The sequence below is a fragment of the Ancylobacter sp. G4_0304 genome, assembly GCF_047501495.1.
Taxonomy (GTDB): domain Bacteria; phylum Pseudomonadota; class Alphaproteobacteria; order Rhizobiales; family Xanthobacteraceae; genus Ancylobacter.
The window spans coordinates 41982-57133 of the sequence record NZ_JAZDRM010000009.1; the positions used below are offsets into that span (position 1 = coordinate 41982).

Below are 15152 nucleotides of genomic sequence, written 5' to 3' on the forward strand. Positions count from 1 at the left end.
CTATTCGTCGAGCACCCACGTATCCTTGGTGCCGCCTCCCTGGCTGGAATTGACCACCAGCGAGCCGGCCTGCAGCGCCACGCGCGTCAGCCCGCCCGGCACGATGCGCACGCGGTCGGAGCCGGTGAGCACGAAGGGGCGCAGGTCGACATGGCGCGGGGCGATGCCTTCCTCCACGAAGGTCGGGCAGGTGGAGAGCGCCAGCGTCGGCTGGGCGATGAAGTTGGTGGGGTCCTGCTTCAGCTTGTTGCGGAACAGCTCGATCTGCGCTTTGTCCGCGCGCGGGCCGATCAGCATCCCGTAGCCGCCGGAACCGTGGACTTCCTTCACCACCAGTTCGTGGAGATGGTCGAGCACGTATTTCAGATGGTCCGGCTCGCGGCAGCGCCAGGTCGGCACGTTCTTGAGCAGCGGTTCTTCGCCCAGATAGAACCGGATGATGTCCGGCATGTAGCTGTAGACCGCCTTGTCGTCGGCAACGCCGGTGCCGACCGCGTTGGTCAGCGTGACGTTGCCGGCATTGTAGGCGCTCATCAGGCCGGGCACGCCGAGCGCGCTGTCCGGGCGGAAGGCGAGGGGATCGAGGAAATCGTCGTCGAGGCGGCGATAGATCACGTCGACGCGCTTCGGCCCCTCGGTGGTGCGCATGAACACGATGTCGTTCTTGATGAAGAGGTCGCGCCCCTCCACCAGCTCGACGCCCAGCTTGTCGGCCAGGAACGAGTGTTCGTAATAGGCCGAATTATAGATGCCGGGGGTAAGCACCACGACATTGGGATCGCTGGTCGCGGTGGTGGGCGCCAGGGATTTCAGCGTGGCCAGCAACTCGTCGGTGTAGTTCTCCACCGGCGCGACGCGGTTCTCCGCGAACAGCTCGGGGAACAGCCGCATCATGATCTCGCGGTTCTCCAGCATGTAGGAGACGCCGGAAGGCGTGCGGGCATTGTCTTCGAGCACATAGAAGGTGTCGGCGTCCACGCGCACCACATCGATACCGGCAATGTGGACATAGAGGTCGTGCGGGACCTTCTGGCCGTTCATTTCCGGGCGGAACACCGGGTTCTGGTAGACCAGATCCTCGGGCACGATTCCAGCCTTGAGAATGTCCCGCTTGGAATAGACATCCTTGATGTAGAGGTTGAGCGCCTTGGTGCGCTGCTCCAGCCCCTTGGACAGCCGCGACCACTCACCGCCGGTGAGGATGCGCGGGATGATGTCGAACGGGATCAGGCGTTCCTGCGCATCGCTGTCGCCATAGACGGCGAAAGTGATACCTATGCGGCGGAAAATGAACTCGGCTTCGCGGCGGCGGAAGTCCAGCACGTCGGGCGGAACATCGCTCAGCCAGCGGGCGAGGGCGGAATAGGCGGAGCGGATAGAACCGTCCGCATTGGTCATTTCGTCGAACGCGACGGTCATCGGTGCAAATCTACTCCCCAATTCGAACAAGTTAGCTACAAACGCCGTGCCAGCGGAAGAGGCGGAACAGTACCGATGCCCATAATCCTGCGAATGGCCGCATTTTGCCCAAAAGGAAGGCGTCGTGCCCTTGCTTGCGGCGCGGACTGCGTTGAATTGCGGCGGAACCGGGCGATCGGACGGCGGAACGGGAGAAGAATCGCATGACCAGGAGCGTTGACGCGGTAACGGCTGGTATTCTGGTAATCGGCGACGAGATATTGTCGGGGCGGACCAAGGACCGGAATATCGGCTATATCGCGGAATACCTTACCGCGATCGGCATCGACCTGTCCGAGGTCCGGGTGGTCCCCGACATCGAGGAGGAGATCGTCGCCGCGCTGAACGCGCTGCGCGCGCGCTACACCTATGTGTTCACCACCGGCGGCATCGGCCCGACCCATGACGACATCACCGCCGACGCGGTGGCTAAGGCGTTCGGGGTGCCGATCGACGTCGACCCTCGCGCCCGCGCCCTGCTGGCGGCCCATGTCGGGGAGGCCAATCTCAACGAGGCGCGGCTGCGCATGGCGCGCATCCCGCGCGGCGCCGAGCTGGTGGCGAACCCGGTCTCGAAGGCGCCCGGCTTCTGGATCGGCAATGTCATCGTCATGGCGGGGGTCCCGACGATCATGCAGGCCATGCTGGACGATGTGGCGCCGAAGCTGCGCACCGGCAAGGTGATGCTGTCGCAAACCCTGCCGGCCAACGCCCGCGAGGGCGACATTGGCGGCCCGCTGGCGCTCATCGCGAAGGCGCACCCGGAAGTGACCATCGGCAGCTACCCGTTCATCGAGGAGAGCGGGCGGCCGAACACCAATCTCGTGGTGCGTTCGCGCGATCCCGAGCACCTCGCCGCAGCGGTGGCGGATGTGCGCCGCATGGTCGACGAGTTCGCGGCCGCGCGCGCTGGCGGCGCCTGAAGCGGCTGCGCGAATGGCGTGCGTTGGGGACAGCGCACGCGCGAAGCGTAATTGCCCGTCGCGGCTACTGGAGCGGAGCGCCCGGTAAGGCTAATGATCGCGGACCAAGCGTCGCGCGCGTTCGCGCGCCCGACGCCCGTGACATTGCCTGCCCGAGGTTTCGCCCATGTCCGACGATCGCCAGAAGAAGGCCTTTCCCGTCTCCTGGGACCAGTTTCATCGCGACGCCCGCGCGCTCGCCTGGCGCCTCGCCGGGGCGGGTCCGTTCGTCGGGCTGGTGTGCATCACGCGCGGCGGCCTGGTGCCCGCCGCCATCGTGGCGCGCGAACTCGGTATCCGGCTGATCGAATCGGTGTGCATCGCCAGCTACCATGACTACAAGAGCCAGGGCGAGATGCAGGTGCTCAAGCCGATCGCCGACGCGGTGTTCGCCGCGGCGGGCGAGGGCGGGCAGGGGCTGCTGGTGATCGACGACCTCGTGGATACCGGCTCGACGGCGCGCGTGGTGCGCGAGATGCTGCCCAAGGCGCATTTCGCCACCGTCTACGCCAAGCCGCTCGGCCGTCCGCTGATCGACACTTTCATCACCGAGGTCAGCCAGGATACCTGGATCTATTTTCCGTGGGACATGGGCCTGTCGTTCCAGCCGCCGATCCGCGACGGCGTGGCCTGAGGGAGAACCGCGATGGGTTATGACGACGAGGAAATTCCCCGCGACGAGATGTCGGACGACGCGTATGAGGCGGCCTATGAGCAGCACCGCAACGCGCTCTACGAGATGCTGATCGCCTATGCCGACAAGGAGGACCTGAGCGACGGCTTCATGGCCCAGCTCGCCTCCGATCTCGGCCTGTCGCTGCGCATGATCGCCTATGCCTCGGAGACCGAGAAGCCGTCGGTTGGGGGCTTGAGGCTCGACCTCGACCGTTTCGCCCGCGAGCTTGGAGAAAGCGTGCGCGAGGCCAAGAAGGGCGCCGCCGAGTTCATCGCCGAGGCCAAGGCCGCGCGCGAAGAGGACGAGCGCGCAGCCGCTGAGGCGGAGGGTGGCGCACCCGCTCCCGACACGTCGCGTCAGTAAGGGCCTCATCGGGACGGCCGGCGCCTCGCCTTTCCGCCGTGCCTGCGCTACGAGACCACGCTGTCGATGCGATCGGTTGCCTTTGGGGGAGATGCTCCGATGACGCCTGGCCTGATTTCCATGCTCCTGCGCGCGCCGGTCACGGCGTTCGTCGCTCGCCTGCTGCTGGTTTTCATGTTTCTCGGCAGCGGGATAAGCAAGCTTCTTGATTTTCAGGCTGCGCAGGCGGAGATGGCTTTCTTCGGCCTTAACCCGCCCTGGCTGTTCGCGGTGCTCACCATCGTTACCCAGCTCACCGGCTCGTTCCTGATCCTGTTCAACCGCATCACTTGGCTGGCGGCAGGGGCTCTGGGTATTTTCACGGTATTGACGATTCCGATCGCTCACGCCTTCTGGACCATGGAAGGCGAGCGCGCCCAGATCGAGTTCTACTTCTTCGTCGAGCATCTTGCGGTCATTGGCGGCATGCTGCTGGTGGCCATTCTTGCCGAGCGCACGCGCGCCGCCTGAGCCGGATCGAGAAAGGCCCGCGGCGGCTTTGCCGCGGGAGTGGAGGACGTTTGAGATGAATATCGCGGCCCGTACCGTCGACCCGAACAGCGACGCCGCCATCGCCGCCTCGGTGCCGCTGCAGCCGATCGAGGATATCGGCGCGCGCCTCGGCCTGCCCGCCGCCGCGCTCTACCGCTACGGTCCCTACAAGGCGAAGATCGCCCCGGAGGTGGTCAATGCCGCGCAGGCCCGGCTCGGCGGCAAGCTGATCCTGGTCACCGCGATCAACCCGACCCCGGCCGGCGAGGGCAAGACCACCACCACGATCGGCCTCGGCGACGCGCTGGCCCGCGCCGGCGCGAAGGTGGCGATCGCGCTGCGCGAGCCGAGCCTCGGGCCGGTGTTCGGCGCCAAGGGCGGCGCCACCGGCGGCGGACGGGCGCAGATCGTGCCGATGCAGGAGATCAACCTGCACTTCACCGGCGATTTCCACGCCATCAGCGCGGCGCACAATCTGCTCGCGGCCGCCATCGACAATCACATTTACTGGGGCAACGCGCTCGACATCGACCCGCGCCGCATCAACTGGCGCCGCGTCGTGGACCTCAACGACCGTGCACTGCGCAGCGTCGTGGTCGGGCTCGGCGGGGCGGCCAACGGCTTTCCGCGCGAGGACGGCTTCGACATCACGGTTGCCAGCGAGATCATGGCGATCTTCTGCCTCGCCCGCTCGCTTCCCGATCTTGAGGAGCGTCTCGGCCGCATGGTGATCGCACAGACGCGTGCCCGCACGCCGATCACCGCCGCCGATCTCAAGATCACCGGCGCCATGACCGCGCTGCTGCGCGACGCGTTCCAGCCCAATCTGGTGCAGACGTTGGAGGGCACGCCGGCCCTCGTCCATGGCGGCCCGTTCGCCAATATCGCCCATGGCTGCAATTCGGTGATCGCGACGCGCTCCGCTCTCGGTCTCGCCGATTACGTGGTGACGGAAGCCGGCTTCGGCGCCGACCTCGGCGCGGAGAAGTTCCTCGACATCAAGTGCCGACAGGCCGGCCTTGCGCCGTCCGCCATAGTCATCGTGGCAACCGTGCGCGCGCTGAAGATGCATGGCGGCGTCGCGCAGAAGGACCTCGGGCCGGAGAACGTCGCGGCGGTGACGGCCGGCACCGGCAATCTGGTGCGCCACATCGAGAACATGAAGGCCTATGGCGTCCCGGTGGTGGTCGCGATCAACCGCTTCACCAGCGACACCCCGGCCGAGATAGCCGCCGTCGAGGCTGCGTGTAACACGGTCGGCGCCAGCGTCCACCTGTGCTCGCACTGGGCCGAGGGTTCGGCCGGCGCGACCGGGCTTGCGGCCGAGGTGATGAAGCTCGCCGCCGAGCCTTCCTCGTTCCAGCCGCTCTATGACAGTGCGCTGCCGCTGGTGCAGAAGATCGAGACCATCGCCCGCCGCATCTACCGCGCCGGCTCGATTTCGGTCGAACCCGCCGCGCTCAGGAAGCTCGCCGAGTACGAGGCGCTCGGCTATGGCGACCTGCCGGTCTGCATGGCCAAGACCCAGTACAGCTTCTCGGCCGACCCGACGCAGCGCGGCACGCCGCAAGGCTTCGTGCTGCCGATCCGCGACGTGCGGCTCTCGGCCGGCGCGGGCTTCGTGGTGGCGCTGTGCGGCGACGTGATGACGATGCCGGGCCTGCCCTCGCGGCCGGCGGCGGAACAGATTTTCGTCGACGAGACCGGCTTCATCGGGGGCCTGAGCTGACCCATCAGACTTGGCGGACGTGGCGAAACTGGTAGACGCACGAGACTTAAAATCTTGCGCCCTTAAAGGCTTACGGGTTCGAGTCCCGTCGTCCGCACCATTCTGATATCCGACTTACCGACGATCCCCACGCCAAAGCCCTTGCGGCCGTCGAGCGGTCGTGCGTGCTCCTCGCGCTTACTGGTCGGCGGTCCTGACGGATCCTCCCCACGCGCGCGCCGATTGTCGGATTTAACGACCTTTCCCGCTTGCGGGCGCCCCTGCGCGGATTATCTTTGAGAGAATATGCGCGACCGAATCCGGCGCGTTTCGGAAAGGCGGATGGCGTCATGCCCAGGCACGTTCTTTTCCTTCTGCGTCACGCCCTCATCGGGTGCGCGCTGGCTGTCCTGTTCGTCGGCGGGCTCATCGCGTTCGACGTGGCCCGGCTCGGCGAGCTGGTGCTGCACTCTTCCAACGGCCTTCTTGCGGCTCTGGTGCTCACGGTTGCGCTCGCCATCACCTTCGGCAGCGTCCAGATGGGCTTTGCCGTGATGCTGCTCGGCGAAGACGATGGGACCGGGGGGCGCCGACAGATGACGCCGCGTCCCGCGCTGGTCCCGGTGCGCGTGCGCAGCCGCGACGCCATGATACGCCGCACTCCGCGCCGGATCGACTGAGCCGCCGCGCTCCTTACCCACGCAGAAACCGACCGCCGCCCCGGGATCGCCGCTTCCGGGGCGGCGTTGTCGCGTCTGGCTATCGCCGACGGAGGGCGCAACTCCCGGTGCCTTGATCGAGCGCGTGCAGCGTGCAAATGATACATTGTATCATTATGCAAGTTGAGCGCGCATATATGTCAGACTCACGCCTTCCGGTAACGGTTCTTTCCGGCTTTCTTGGCGCCGGCAAGACCACGCTGCTCAACCATGTCCTCGCCAATCGCGAGGGGCTGCGCGTCGCCGTGATCGTCAATGACATGTCGGAGGTGAACATCGACGCCGAGCTGGTGCGCTCAGGCGGGGCCAACCTCTCCCAGACCGAGGAGAAGCTGGTGGAGATGACCAATGGTTGCATCTGCTGCACGCTGCGCGACGACCTGCTTTCCGAGGTGAAGCGCCTCGCGGGTGAGGGGCGCTTCGATTATCTGCTGATCGAATCCACCGGCATCGCCGAGCCGCTTCCCGTGGCCGCCACCTTCGAGTTCCGCGACGAGGATGGTTTCTCGCTGTCCGACCTCGCCCGGCTCGACACCATGGTGACGGTGGTCGACGCGGCCAATCTGCTGCGCGATTTCGGCTCGCGCGACTTCCTGCGCGACCGGGGCGAGACGGCGGGCGAGGGCGATGAGCGTACCCTTGTCGATCTGCTGACCGAGCAGATCGAATTCGCCGATGTCATCGTGCTGAACAAGGTGTCGGACGTCGCCCATGAGCGACGGCGTGAGGTGCGGGCGGTGGTAAAGGCGCTCAATCCCGACGCCCTGATCATCGAAGCCGACCACGCGAACGTGCCGCTGAGGGACATTCTGGGCACCGGCCGCTTCGATTTCGAAGCGGCGCATGAGCACCCGACCTGGTTCAAGGAGCTGAACGGCTTCAAGGACCATGTGCCGGAGACCGAGGAATACGGCGTCTCCAGCTTCGTCTACCGCGCTCGCCGCCCGTTCCATCCCGAAACGTTCAGCGCCTTCCTGTCCCGGACCTGGCCCGGCCTCGTCCGCGCCAAAGGTCTGTTCTGGCTGGCGACCCGTCCGCGCCGGGTCGGCGAAATGTCGCTCGCCGGCTCCATCTGCCGCACCGGCTCGATCGGACAGTGGTGGGCCGCGATCCCGACCGAGCGCTGGCCGACGCAGCCGGACTGGCGCTCGTGGCTGCGCTCGCACTGGACACCGGGCTATGGCGACCGGCGGCAGGAGCTGGTGTTCATCGGCGTGAACATGGATGAGGCGGCCATCCGTGCGGCGCTGGACGAGTGCCTCGTCGGCCCGCTCACGCCAACCTTGTTCGATCCGACCGAGCTGAAGCACCTGCCGGACCCGTTTCCCTCCTGGGAGACGGAGCCGGCTTAGGCCGCGCGCCCCCGGCTGCTGAGCGACCCCGGCGGCTTCCTCTCCGTTATTCTCCCAAGTTGAAAAGCCCTCCTGTTCTTGCGATCAGAATAACCTCGGCGTGTTCGTGCCGGGTTATGATCCATGCAGGTGGCGATCACCTGCGAACGCGCGATAATAACAGGGGCGTCTGCACGCCGCCGGGGCGAACCTGCCTCGAAAGGGAGAAGGTCCATGAGCGGCGAGGCCGAGAAGCCCTCCAAGGACGCCAAGCTTTCCCGCACGAACTATGAAGCCGAGCTCAAGAAGCTCCATGGCGAGCTGGTCGGTCTTCAGGAATGGGCTAAGGCGACCGGCGCCAAGATCTGCATCGTGTTCGAGGGCCGCGACACCGCCGGCAAGGGCGGCGTGATCAAGGCGATCACCGAGCGCGTCAGTCCCCGCGTGTTCCGCGTGGTCGCCCTGCCGCCGCCCAGCGACCGCGAGAAGTCGCAGATGTACGCCCAGCGCTACCTGCCGCATCTGCCGGCAGCAGGCGAGGTCGTGATCTTCGACCGCAGCTGGTACAACCGCGCCGGCGTCGAGCGCGTGATGGGCTTCTGCACGGACGAGCAGGCTCGAAAATTCCTCGACACCATTTCGGCGGTCGAGAAGGCGATGATCGATTCCGGTGTGCTGCTGCTGAAATACTGGCTGGAGGTCAGCCAGGAGGAGCAGACCCGGCGCATCGAGAGCCGGATCAAGGACCCGCGCAAGGTCTGGAAGCTCTCGCCGATGGACCTCAAATCCTACAGCCGCTGGTACGACTACTCCCGCGCGCGTGACGAGATGTTCGCGGCCTCGGATTCGCCCTGGGCGCCCTGGTACGTGGTGAATTCCAACGACAAGCGGCGCGCGCGGCTCAACGTCATCACCCACCTGCTGTCCAAGGTGCCCTACGAGGCGCCTAAGCGGCATAAGATCAAGCTTCCCAAGCGCCAGAAAGCCGAGGGCTACCAGCCGCCGGAAGACACGCGCCACCATGTCCCCGCCGTGTACTGACCGGGCGCCCGTCCGGTTGCCGTGCCCGCGTCAAGACGATCCGCCAGTTCGGTATGGAGTCCGATGATGAGTGATGCCAGCAAGATTTCCGACCCCCACCAGCGCCCCCTCGGCGATGAATCCTTCATGACGGCCGAAGACCTGCGCAACTATATGGACCAGGTGGCCCTCGCCCGCGCCAATGAAGCGGTGGAGGCGATGGAAAAGGCCGACAAGGCCAAGCAGGAGCTGGCGAAGACGCTTGCCCAGCCGCTGGACCTCACCCCGGCCAGGATCGCGGAGATCGAGCAGAACGTGCTGGTAAAGCTGCGCGCCGCCGCCGAGCGTGGCGAGACCGAAATGATGGTCATGCGCTTTCCCAACACGCTGTGCACCGACCATGGCCGCGCCATTAACAACTCGCTGGACGGCTGGCCCGACACGCTGACCGGGCGCCCGCGCCAGGCTTATGAATTGTGGCGCGATCTCCTGAAGCCGAAGGGTTTCGGCCTTGCCGCCATGATCGTGGAATGGCCGCGCGGCATGCCCGGCGATGTCGGCTTCTTTCTCACCTGGGGTCATCACTGAGACTCGCGGCGCCGCCTAGCTTGACGGCGGCAACGAGGCACCGCATTCCTCGTCAGTCGCGGCGGCCGATGGTGGCGCGCCCTCTGGAGTTTGCGCTTGATGGCGGCTCTGAATCCATCCGCTCCCCACGATCTGCCGTTCTTCATCACCGCTCCGGGCAATACCGACGTGCTGATGGTGGTGGCGACGATCACGTTGATCGGCGCCGTCCTGCTGGCCGGCGTGTTTTTCCTGCACATCCACTCGCTGCCCGAGCGGCTGGCACACAAGGGCCAGAAGCTTCAGTTCGAGCTGGTAGCGGTGATGTGCCTGCTCGCGCTCTTCACCCATGCCCATGTGCTGTGGGTGGCGGCGCTTCTGCTGGCCTTCATCGACCTGCCGGACTTCCTCGCCCCGCTGAACCGCATCGCGCGCGCGCAGGAAAAGCTCGCGGGCCTGCCCTCGCCGAAGCCCGAAGCCGAGACACGCGCGGAGGGCGACCATCATGCTTGAGCTGCTGCTCTGCTCGCTGCTGACCGTCCTGCCGGACTACCTGTACCGGCGCTATGTGCAAGGCAAGCGGATCGGGCGCGAGATCACGCTCTATTCGGTGTGGTTCGAGCTGCGCTGGGGCATCACCACCTGCCTCATGCTTACGGTCTCGTTGATCACGGTGATCTTCTATCACCACCCCGCAACCTCCAACGTCACCGCCTATTTCCGGACGGTATCGATCCTGCCGGAGACTGTCGGCAGGGTTTCGCAGGTGCTGGTGACGCCCAGCGATCACGTCGCCAAGGGACAGCCCCTGTTCACCCTCGACGACGCCGTTCAGCGTGCCGCGGTGGAAAGCGCCCGCCGGCGCATCGTGGAGAGCGACGCGGCCATGGTGGTAGCGCGCTCCGACATCACGGCCGCTGATGGCCAGATCCGGCAGGCAGAGCAGGCCTTGCAGCAGGCCGTGGACGAACTTGCGACCAAGCAGGAGCTGAACGCCCGCAACGCCAATGTGGTCAGCCAGCGCGAGATCGAGCGGCTTCAGGTCGTGGTCGATGGCCGTGAAGGCGCGGTCATCGCGGCGAAGGCGGCGAAGGAGGGGGCTCAGGCCCGGCTCGATACCCTGTTGCCGGCCCAGAAGGCGAGCGCCGAGGCGGCGCTTATCGAGGCCGAGGCTCAGCTCGCCAAGACCGTGGTGCGCGCGGGCGTTGACGGGCGCGTCGAGCAGTTCTCGCTTCGGGCCGGAGACCTGGTGAATCCGATGATCCGCACCGCCGGCGTGCTGATCCCGGATGGCGCCGGGCGCGAGCGCCTTATCGCCGGCTTCGGCCAGATCGAGGCGCAGGTGATGAAGCCGGGCATGGTGGCGGAGGCAACCTGCCTGTCGAAGCCCTTCGCCATCATCCCGATGGTCGTTACCAGCGTTCAGGATGTCATCGCCGCCGGCCAGTTCCGCTCCACCGAGCAATTGCTCGATGCCCAGCAGGTGCAGCAGCCCGGCACGATCACCGTGTTCCTTGAGCCGCTCTATGAGGGCGGCCTGGACGGCGTTCCGCCGGGATCGAGCTGCGTCGCCAATGCCTATTCGAGCAACCATGAGCAGCTGGCGGCGGGCGGCCTCGGTTTCTTCACCGCCCTGTACCTGCATATGGTCGACGCGGTAGCGCTGGTCCACGCGCTGCTGCTGCGCATCCAGGCGCTGATCCTGCCGGTGCAAACTCTGGTGTTCTCCGGCGGACACTGAACAGGCTCGGACGACGAAAGGCCGGCGCGGGGGCTCCGCGCCGGCCTTTCCGTTGCCCGCTCGTCTGCCGGCTCAGTCGATGATGTGGTAGCCGCCGTCGATATAGAGCACCTGCCCGGTGATCAGCCGGGCGGCGTCATGGGCGAGGAAGGCGGTGGTGGTGCCGACATCGTCGATACCCACAAGCTCGCGCGCCGGCGCCTTGCGGCGGGCCTTGTCGAGCAGCGCGTCGAATTCGGGAATACCGGAAGCCGCGCGCGTCGCCAGCGGCCCGGGGGAGATCGCGTGTACGCGGATGCCCTTGGGTCCAAGCTCGGCGGCCATGTAGCGCACCGCGCTTTCCAGCGCCGCCTTGGCGACGCCCATGATGTTGTAGTTCTCCACCACCATCTGCGAGCCGTAATAGGTCATGGTGAACAGCGTGCCGCCGTTCTTCATCAGCGGCTCAGCGAGCTGCGCCATGCGCAGGAACGACCAGCACGAGATTTCCAGGGTCTTGAGGAAACCTTCCAGCGGGGCGTCGGTCACCCGTCCGGCGAGCGTCTCGCGCGGGGCGAAGGCGATGGAATGGATGACGAAATCCAGCTCGCCCCATTGCTCGGCGATGGTCTCGAACACCGCCTCGACCTGCCCCGGCACGTTCATGTCCAGCTGCAGGAAGATCGGCGCCTCGACCTCGCGGGCCAGCGGCTCGACATGGGGCCTCGCCTTGTCGTTGAGATAGGTGAGCGCGAGTGTCGCCCCGAAGCGGTGGAAGGCCCGCGCGCAGCCCCAGGCGATCGACTGGTCGTTGGCGATGCCGACGATCAGTCCCTTCTTGCCGTCGAGCAGCTTCGCCGTGGCGGCAGGTATCGACATCGCAGGTCTCCGGTTGGGGCGGCGGGCCGGGGCGGGGAGAACGGGCTACACCGCCGGCACGGCGGCGGCGGCGCGGCGGGCGGCGGCATAGAGCGTCGCCACCGCGCAGGAGGCAAGGCGGGTACGCACCGAATCCGCCCGCGAGGTGAGGATGATCGGCACCCGCGCGCCGAGCACGATGCCGGCGGCATCGGCATGGGTGAGGAAGGTGAGGTTCTTCGCCAGCATGTTGCCGGCTTCGAGGTCCGGCACCACGAGGATCTGCGCCCGGCCGGCCACCGGCGAGGCGATGCCCTTGATCGCGGCGGCTTCCGGGGAGATCGCGTTGTCGAAGGCCAGCGGCCCGTCGACCAGCCCGCCGGTGATCTGGCCGCGATCGGCCATCTTGCACAGCGCTGCTGCCTCGATGGTGGAGGGGATCTTGGTGGTCACGGTCTCAACCGCCGAGAGGATGGCCACGCGCGGCGTGCCAAGCCCAATGCCGGTCCACAGGTCGATGGCGTTCTGGATGATGTCACGCTTGGCGTCGAGGTCGGGAAAGATGTTGATCGCCGCGTCGGTGATGAACAGGGTCTCATCATGGCCGGGCACGTCCATCACGAAGACATGGCTCAGGCGCCGCGCGGTACGCAGGCCGGTCGCCGAGGAGGTGACCTCCTTCATCAGCTCGTCGGTATGCAGGCTGCCCTTCATCAAGAGCTCGCCGCGCCCCTGCCGCACCAGTTCCACCGCCTTTGCCGCGGCGGCGTGGCTGTGCGGGGCATCGACGATTTCGATGCCGGTGATATCGATCCCGTGTTCGGCGGCCACCGCCGCGATCTTCGCCTGCGGCCCCACCAGCACCGGCACGATCAGACCCGCTTCGGCGGCTTCCAGCGCGCCGCGCAGCGAGGTCTCGTCGCAGGGATGGGCAACCACGGTCGGCGCCGGGTCGCAGGCGCTGGCACTGGCGATCAGCCGGTCATATTTCGAGAGCTTCGGAGCGGCGCCGTCAGGGTCGAGCATATCCGCCATTCTCGTTCAGCCTTCCTTTCGCGCCGCGACCGCCAGCCGCGTCCGGCGGCCGCCCCGCGCCGGGGCGTCGAACAGCGCCCTGATTTCCTCGAAATGTTCGGCGGCCGCACCCGTCAGCGCTCCGCGAGCAGTCAACACCTTCTCCAGCAGCGCCAGCACTTCGGCACGCTTGGCGGCGTCCTCCGGCAGCAGCGCCGGCAGCGCCTCAAGAGCGGCCGCGCGGTCGATCAGCAGCATGAAATATTGCTCGCGCACGATGGACTTGAAATGTTCAAGCGTGATCTGCCGGGCATGCTCGCCATTGAGGCGCAGCTGGCGGATCGCCTCGAAGCCCCGCTCGTCGGCGCTGCCGCGCGCCATGCCGACATGGACCAGCGCACGCACCGCGCCTTCCAGCACCCCGCCATGGGAGAAACCGGCGCGCAGCTCGGCGATGCGCTTGGCCAGCAGTTCGGCATGGAGCCGGCTCTTGGCGGCGCTGCGCGGCCGGCGCGTCGCGGCGGGATCCTCGCCGACTGCCGCCTGAAGCACCGGCAGGCCGTAGACGGCGCGGAAGGTCAGTTCGGCCTGATGCTCCACCGCCTTGCGATAGCCCTCCAGCGCCTCGATCACTTGCCGCGAAAACTGTTCCTGCGCCTTGAGGAAACGGTTGTCCGGCGCGGCCGGCCGGCGCTCCTCGCGTACGCGCCGCGCGGCGTCATCGAGCCAGCCGAGGAACGGGTTCTGCGAGCCAAACAGCTCGTAGGACAGGCGCAGCGGGTGCAGCTTGCGCCCCATCTCCGCCATCGCCGGGTTCACCATCGCCCGGACCATGGGCTGGAGATAGGCGCGGTAGAGCGCGAGGTTGATCTCCGACACCCGCGCGGCGGTGGCGAAGCGGCGCTCATCGGCGGCATCGTTGCCGCCATAGGCGCGGATATCGTCGAGGTCGCGCGCCTCGCAACGCATGATCCACTCCGTCGCGGGATGGTTCGGGTCCTGCCCGGCCTTGGGCTCGAAGATCGCCTCGTAGAGGCCGGGCGGCAGCACGTCGATGAAGTCGATGTTCGACGCGAATTCGTGGTGCTCCTTCCGTGCCACGCTGGCGGAGACGAAGATGCCGAGATGGCCGATCGTGTCATGGACCGTGTAGACGATGGTCTGCCCGTAGCTGCGGATCTCGTCCACGCTGTCATACAGGTCGAGAATCCAGTCCAGCGCCTGCTGCGGCGGGGTGATGTTGTCGCCATGCGAGCAGAACACCACGATCGGCGAGCGGATGTTGCGCAGGTCGATCGCGGTGCCGTCCGAGGTGCGGATGTCGCCGCAGGCGAGGTGATTGCCGACGAACAGCTCGTCGACGATGAACTGAATTTCCTCACCGTTCAGCCTGACGTGGCCGCCCCACCATTTCTCGAAGCCGAGATAGCGCTCCAGCTCGGTGTCGATCTTGGAATAGAGGTTGTACTGTTTGGTCCAGAGCGTGTTGGCGGGGTTCTGGTTCTCGAAGTTCTGCACCAGCCACGCGCCGTCGAACACGCCGGCCCCAAGGTCGCTGGTGAGCTGGGTAAGCCAGCTTCCCCCCAGCAGGCCGCCGGAATAGCGCATCGGGTTCGCGCCCTGCACGCCCGCCCAATAGGAGAGCGGGGCGCCGGCGATGATGATCGGGCCGAACAGCTCAGGGCGGATGGCGGCGAGCATCATCACCGCCCAGCCGGCCTGGCAGTTGCCGACCACGCAGGGCTTGCCCTCCGCGTGAGGATGGCGGGCGGCGACCGTCTCCAGGAACACCGCCTCGGCGCGGGTCACATCCTCGATGGTCTGGCCGGGAACCGGCTCGGGAAGGAAGCCGACGAAATAGCAGGGATGACCGGCATTCATCGCCACGCCGATCTCGCTGTCGGCCTTGAAGCCGCCGATGCCCGGCCCGTGCCCGGCGCGGGGGTCGACGATAACGAAGGGCCGCTTGGCCTCGTCCACCACGGTGCCCTCTGGCGGCACGATGCGCACGAGAAGGTAATTCACCGGATGCGGCAGGTGTCGCCCGTCGACCACCAGCTCGGCCTTGTAGTCGAGCACGTTAGGCGCAGGCTCCGCCATGTGCGTCTCGTACTGGCGACCGCGCTGGTGCATGGCGTCGAGAAACAGCGTCCAGCGTTGGCCGGCATCGGTCCAGTAGGACAAGGCATCCTGAAACAGGTTCGCTGAGCTGCTCATCACCGTCG

The 15152-nt window shown here is 66.6% G+C and carries 15 protein-coding genes and 1 tRNA gene; 12 read left to right on the forward strand and 4 right to left on the reverse strand.

The genetic code is table 11. The features are described 5' to 3' along the window. Positions 1–1419: a circularly permuted type 2 ATP-grasp protein gene (locus tag VRZ77_RS07080; RefSeq protein WP_414591961.1), complete on the reverse strand. Its 1419-nt coding sequence runs from the start codon at positions 1417–1419 to the stop codon at positions 1–3. Between the two features lie 203 nt (positions 1420–1622). On the opposite strand from VRZ77_RS07080, the gene VRZ77_RS07085 reads away from it, so the two are divergent. The 12 genes from VRZ77_RS07085 to VRZ77_RS07140 all read left to right on the forward strand — a co-directional run bounded on the left by VRZ77_RS07085 (position 1623) and on the right by VRZ77_RS07140 (position 11076). Further along, on the forward strand, positions 1623–2381 hold the full coding sequence (locus tag VRZ77_RS07085; protein WP_414591962.1) for a competence/damage-inducible protein A: 759 nt from the start codon (positions 1623–1625) through the stop codon (positions 2379–2381). Positions 2382–2547: 166 nt separating this feature from the next. Beyond that, complete coding sequence (gene gpt, locus VRZ77_RS07090) at positions 2548–3054, forward strand: xanthine phosphoribosyltransferase (protein WP_414591963.1); 507 nt, start codon at positions 2548–2550, stop codon at positions 3052–3054. A gap of 12 nt (positions 3055–3066) precedes the next feature. Continuing rightward, entirely contained in the window at positions 3067–3459 is a 393-nt protein-coding gene (locus VRZ77_RS07095; RefSeq protein WP_414591964.1) for a hypothetical protein, read from the forward strand. A gap of 99 nt (positions 3460–3558) precedes the next feature. Then, entirely contained in the window at positions 3559–3969 is a 411-nt protein-coding gene (locus tag VRZ77_RS07100; protein WP_414591965.1) for a DoxX family protein, read from the forward strand. 55 nt (positions 3970–4024) lie between these two features. Beyond that, positions 4025–5719 (forward strand): formate--tetrahydrofolate ligase, encoded by a 1695-nt coding sequence (locus VRZ77_RS07105; RefSeq protein ID WP_414591966.1) that lies wholly within the window; start codon positions 4025–4027, stop codon positions 5717–5719. A 13-nt stretch (positions 5720–5732) separates the two neighbouring features. After that, positions 5733–5819, forward strand: a tRNA-Leu gene (locus VRZ77_RS07110). A gap of 229 nt (positions 5820–6048) precedes the next feature. Continuing rightward, positions 6049–6378 carry a hypothetical protein gene (locus tag VRZ77_RS07115; protein ID WP_414591967.1) on the forward strand — a complete coding sequence of 110 codons (330 nt, stop codon included), beginning with the start codon at positions 6049–6051 and terminating at the stop codon, positions 6376–6378. A gap of 176 nt (positions 6379–6554) precedes the next feature. Next, on the forward strand, positions 6555–7769 hold the full coding sequence (gene zigA / locus VRZ77_RS07120) for a zinc metallochaperone GTPase ZigA (protein ID WP_414591968.1): 1215 nt from the start codon (positions 6555–6557) through the stop codon (positions 7767–7769). 213 nt (positions 7770–7982) lie between these two features. After that, a complete protein-coding gene (ppk2, locus tag VRZ77_RS07125; protein ID WP_414591969.1) occupies positions 7983–8789 on the forward strand; it encodes a polyphosphate kinase 2 in 807 nt (268 codons plus the stop codon). A gap of 66 nt (positions 8790–8855) precedes the next feature. Next, complete coding sequence (locus VRZ77_RS07130) at positions 8856–9356, forward strand: hypothetical protein (protein WP_414591970.1); 501 nt, start codon at positions 8856–8858, stop codon at positions 9354–9356. A gap of 96 nt (positions 9357–9452) precedes the next feature. Further along, a complete protein-coding gene (locus tag VRZ77_RS07135) occupies positions 9453–9848 on the forward strand; it encodes a hypothetical protein (RefSeq protein WP_414591971.1) in 396 nt (131 codons plus the stop codon). Further along, on the forward strand, positions 9841–11076 hold the full coding sequence (locus tag VRZ77_RS07140; protein ID WP_414591972.1) for an HlyD family secretion protein: 1236 nt from the start codon (positions 9841–9843) through the stop codon (positions 11074–11076). The genes VRZ77_RS07135 and VRZ77_RS07140 overlap by 8 nt, the downstream gene beginning before the upstream one ends. 72 nt (positions 11077–11148) lie before the next feature. On the opposite strand, the gene fabI is transcribed toward VRZ77_RS07140, so the two are convergent. Genes fabI through VRZ77_RS07155 form a run of 3 tightly spaced genes read right to left on the reverse strand, consistent with a single transcriptional unit; the run spans position 11149 to position 15144 of the window. Next, entirely contained in the window at positions 11149–11934 is a 786-nt protein-coding gene (gene fabI / locus VRZ77_RS07145; RefSeq protein WP_414591973.1) for an enoyl-ACP reductase FabI, read from the reverse strand. Between the two features lie 45 nt (positions 11935–11979). Then, entirely contained in the window at positions 11980–12948 is a 969-nt protein-coding gene (locus VRZ77_RS07150; protein ID WP_414591974.1) for a phosphate acetyltransferase, read from the reverse strand. Positions 12949–12954: 6 nt separating this feature from the next. Next, complete coding sequence (locus tag VRZ77_RS07155) at positions 12955–15144, reverse strand: DUF3141 domain-containing protein (protein WP_414591975.1); 2190 nt, start codon at positions 15142–15144, stop codon at positions 12955–12957. Positions 15145–15152: the final 8 nt, after the last annotated feature.

Bases quoted from the DNA above. Each gene is read 5' to 3' on its own strand.
- VRZ77_RS07140 (WP_414591972.1), top strand. From the start codon at position 9,841: ATGCTTGAGCTGCTGCTCTGCTCGCTGCTGACCGTCCTGCCGGACTAC.
- VRZ77_RS07130 (WP_414591970.1), top strand. From the start codon at position 8,856: ATGAGTGATGCCAGCAAGATTTCCGACCCCCACCAGCGCCCCCTCGGC.
- VRZ77_RS07085 (WP_414591962.1), top strand. From the start codon at position 1,623: ATGACCAGGAGCGTTGACGCGGTAACGGCTGGTATTCTGGTAATCGGC.
- zigA (WP_414591968.1), top strand. From the start codon at position 6,555: ATGTCAGACTCACGCCTTCCGGTAACGGTTCTTTCCGGCTTTCTTGGC.
- VRZ77_RS07080 (WP_414591961.1), bottom strand. From the start codon at position 1,419: ATGACCGTCGCGTTCGACGAAATGACCAATGCGGACGGTTCTATCCGC.
- ppk2 (WP_414591969.1), top strand. From the start codon at position 7,983: ATGAGCGGCGAGGCCGAGAAGCCCTCCAAGGACGCCAAGCTTTCCCGC.
- VRZ77_RS07150 (WP_414591974.1), bottom strand. From the start codon at position 12,948: ATGGCGGATATGCTCGACCCTGACGGCGCCGCTCCGAAGCTCTCGAAA.
- VRZ77_RS07105 (WP_414591966.1), top strand. From the start codon at position 4,025: ATGAATATCGCGGCCCGTACCGTCGACCCGAACAGCGACGCCGCCATC.
- VRZ77_RS07100 (WP_414591965.1), top strand. From the start codon at position 3,559: ATGACGCCTGGCCTGATTTCCATGCTCCTGCGCGCGCCGGTCACGGCG.
- gpt (WP_414591963.1), top strand. From the start codon at position 2,548: ATGTCCGACGATCGCCAGAAGAAGGCCTTTCCCGTCTCCTGGGACCAG.
- VRZ77_RS07155 (WP_414591975.1), bottom strand. From the start codon at position 15,144: ATGAGCAGCTCAGCGAACCTGTTTCAGGATGCCTTGTCCTACTGGACC.
- fabI (WP_414591973.1), bottom strand. From the start codon at position 11,934: ATGTCGATACCTGCCGCCACGGCGAAGCTGCTCGACGGCAAGAAGGGA.
- VRZ77_RS07095 (WP_414591964.1), top strand. From the start codon at position 3,067: ATGGGTTATGACGACGAGGAAATTCCCCGCGACGAGATGTCGGACGAC.
- VRZ77_RS07115 (WP_414591967.1), top strand. From the start codon at position 6,049: ATGCCCAGGCACGTTCTTTTCCTTCTGCGTCACGCCCTCATCGGGTGC.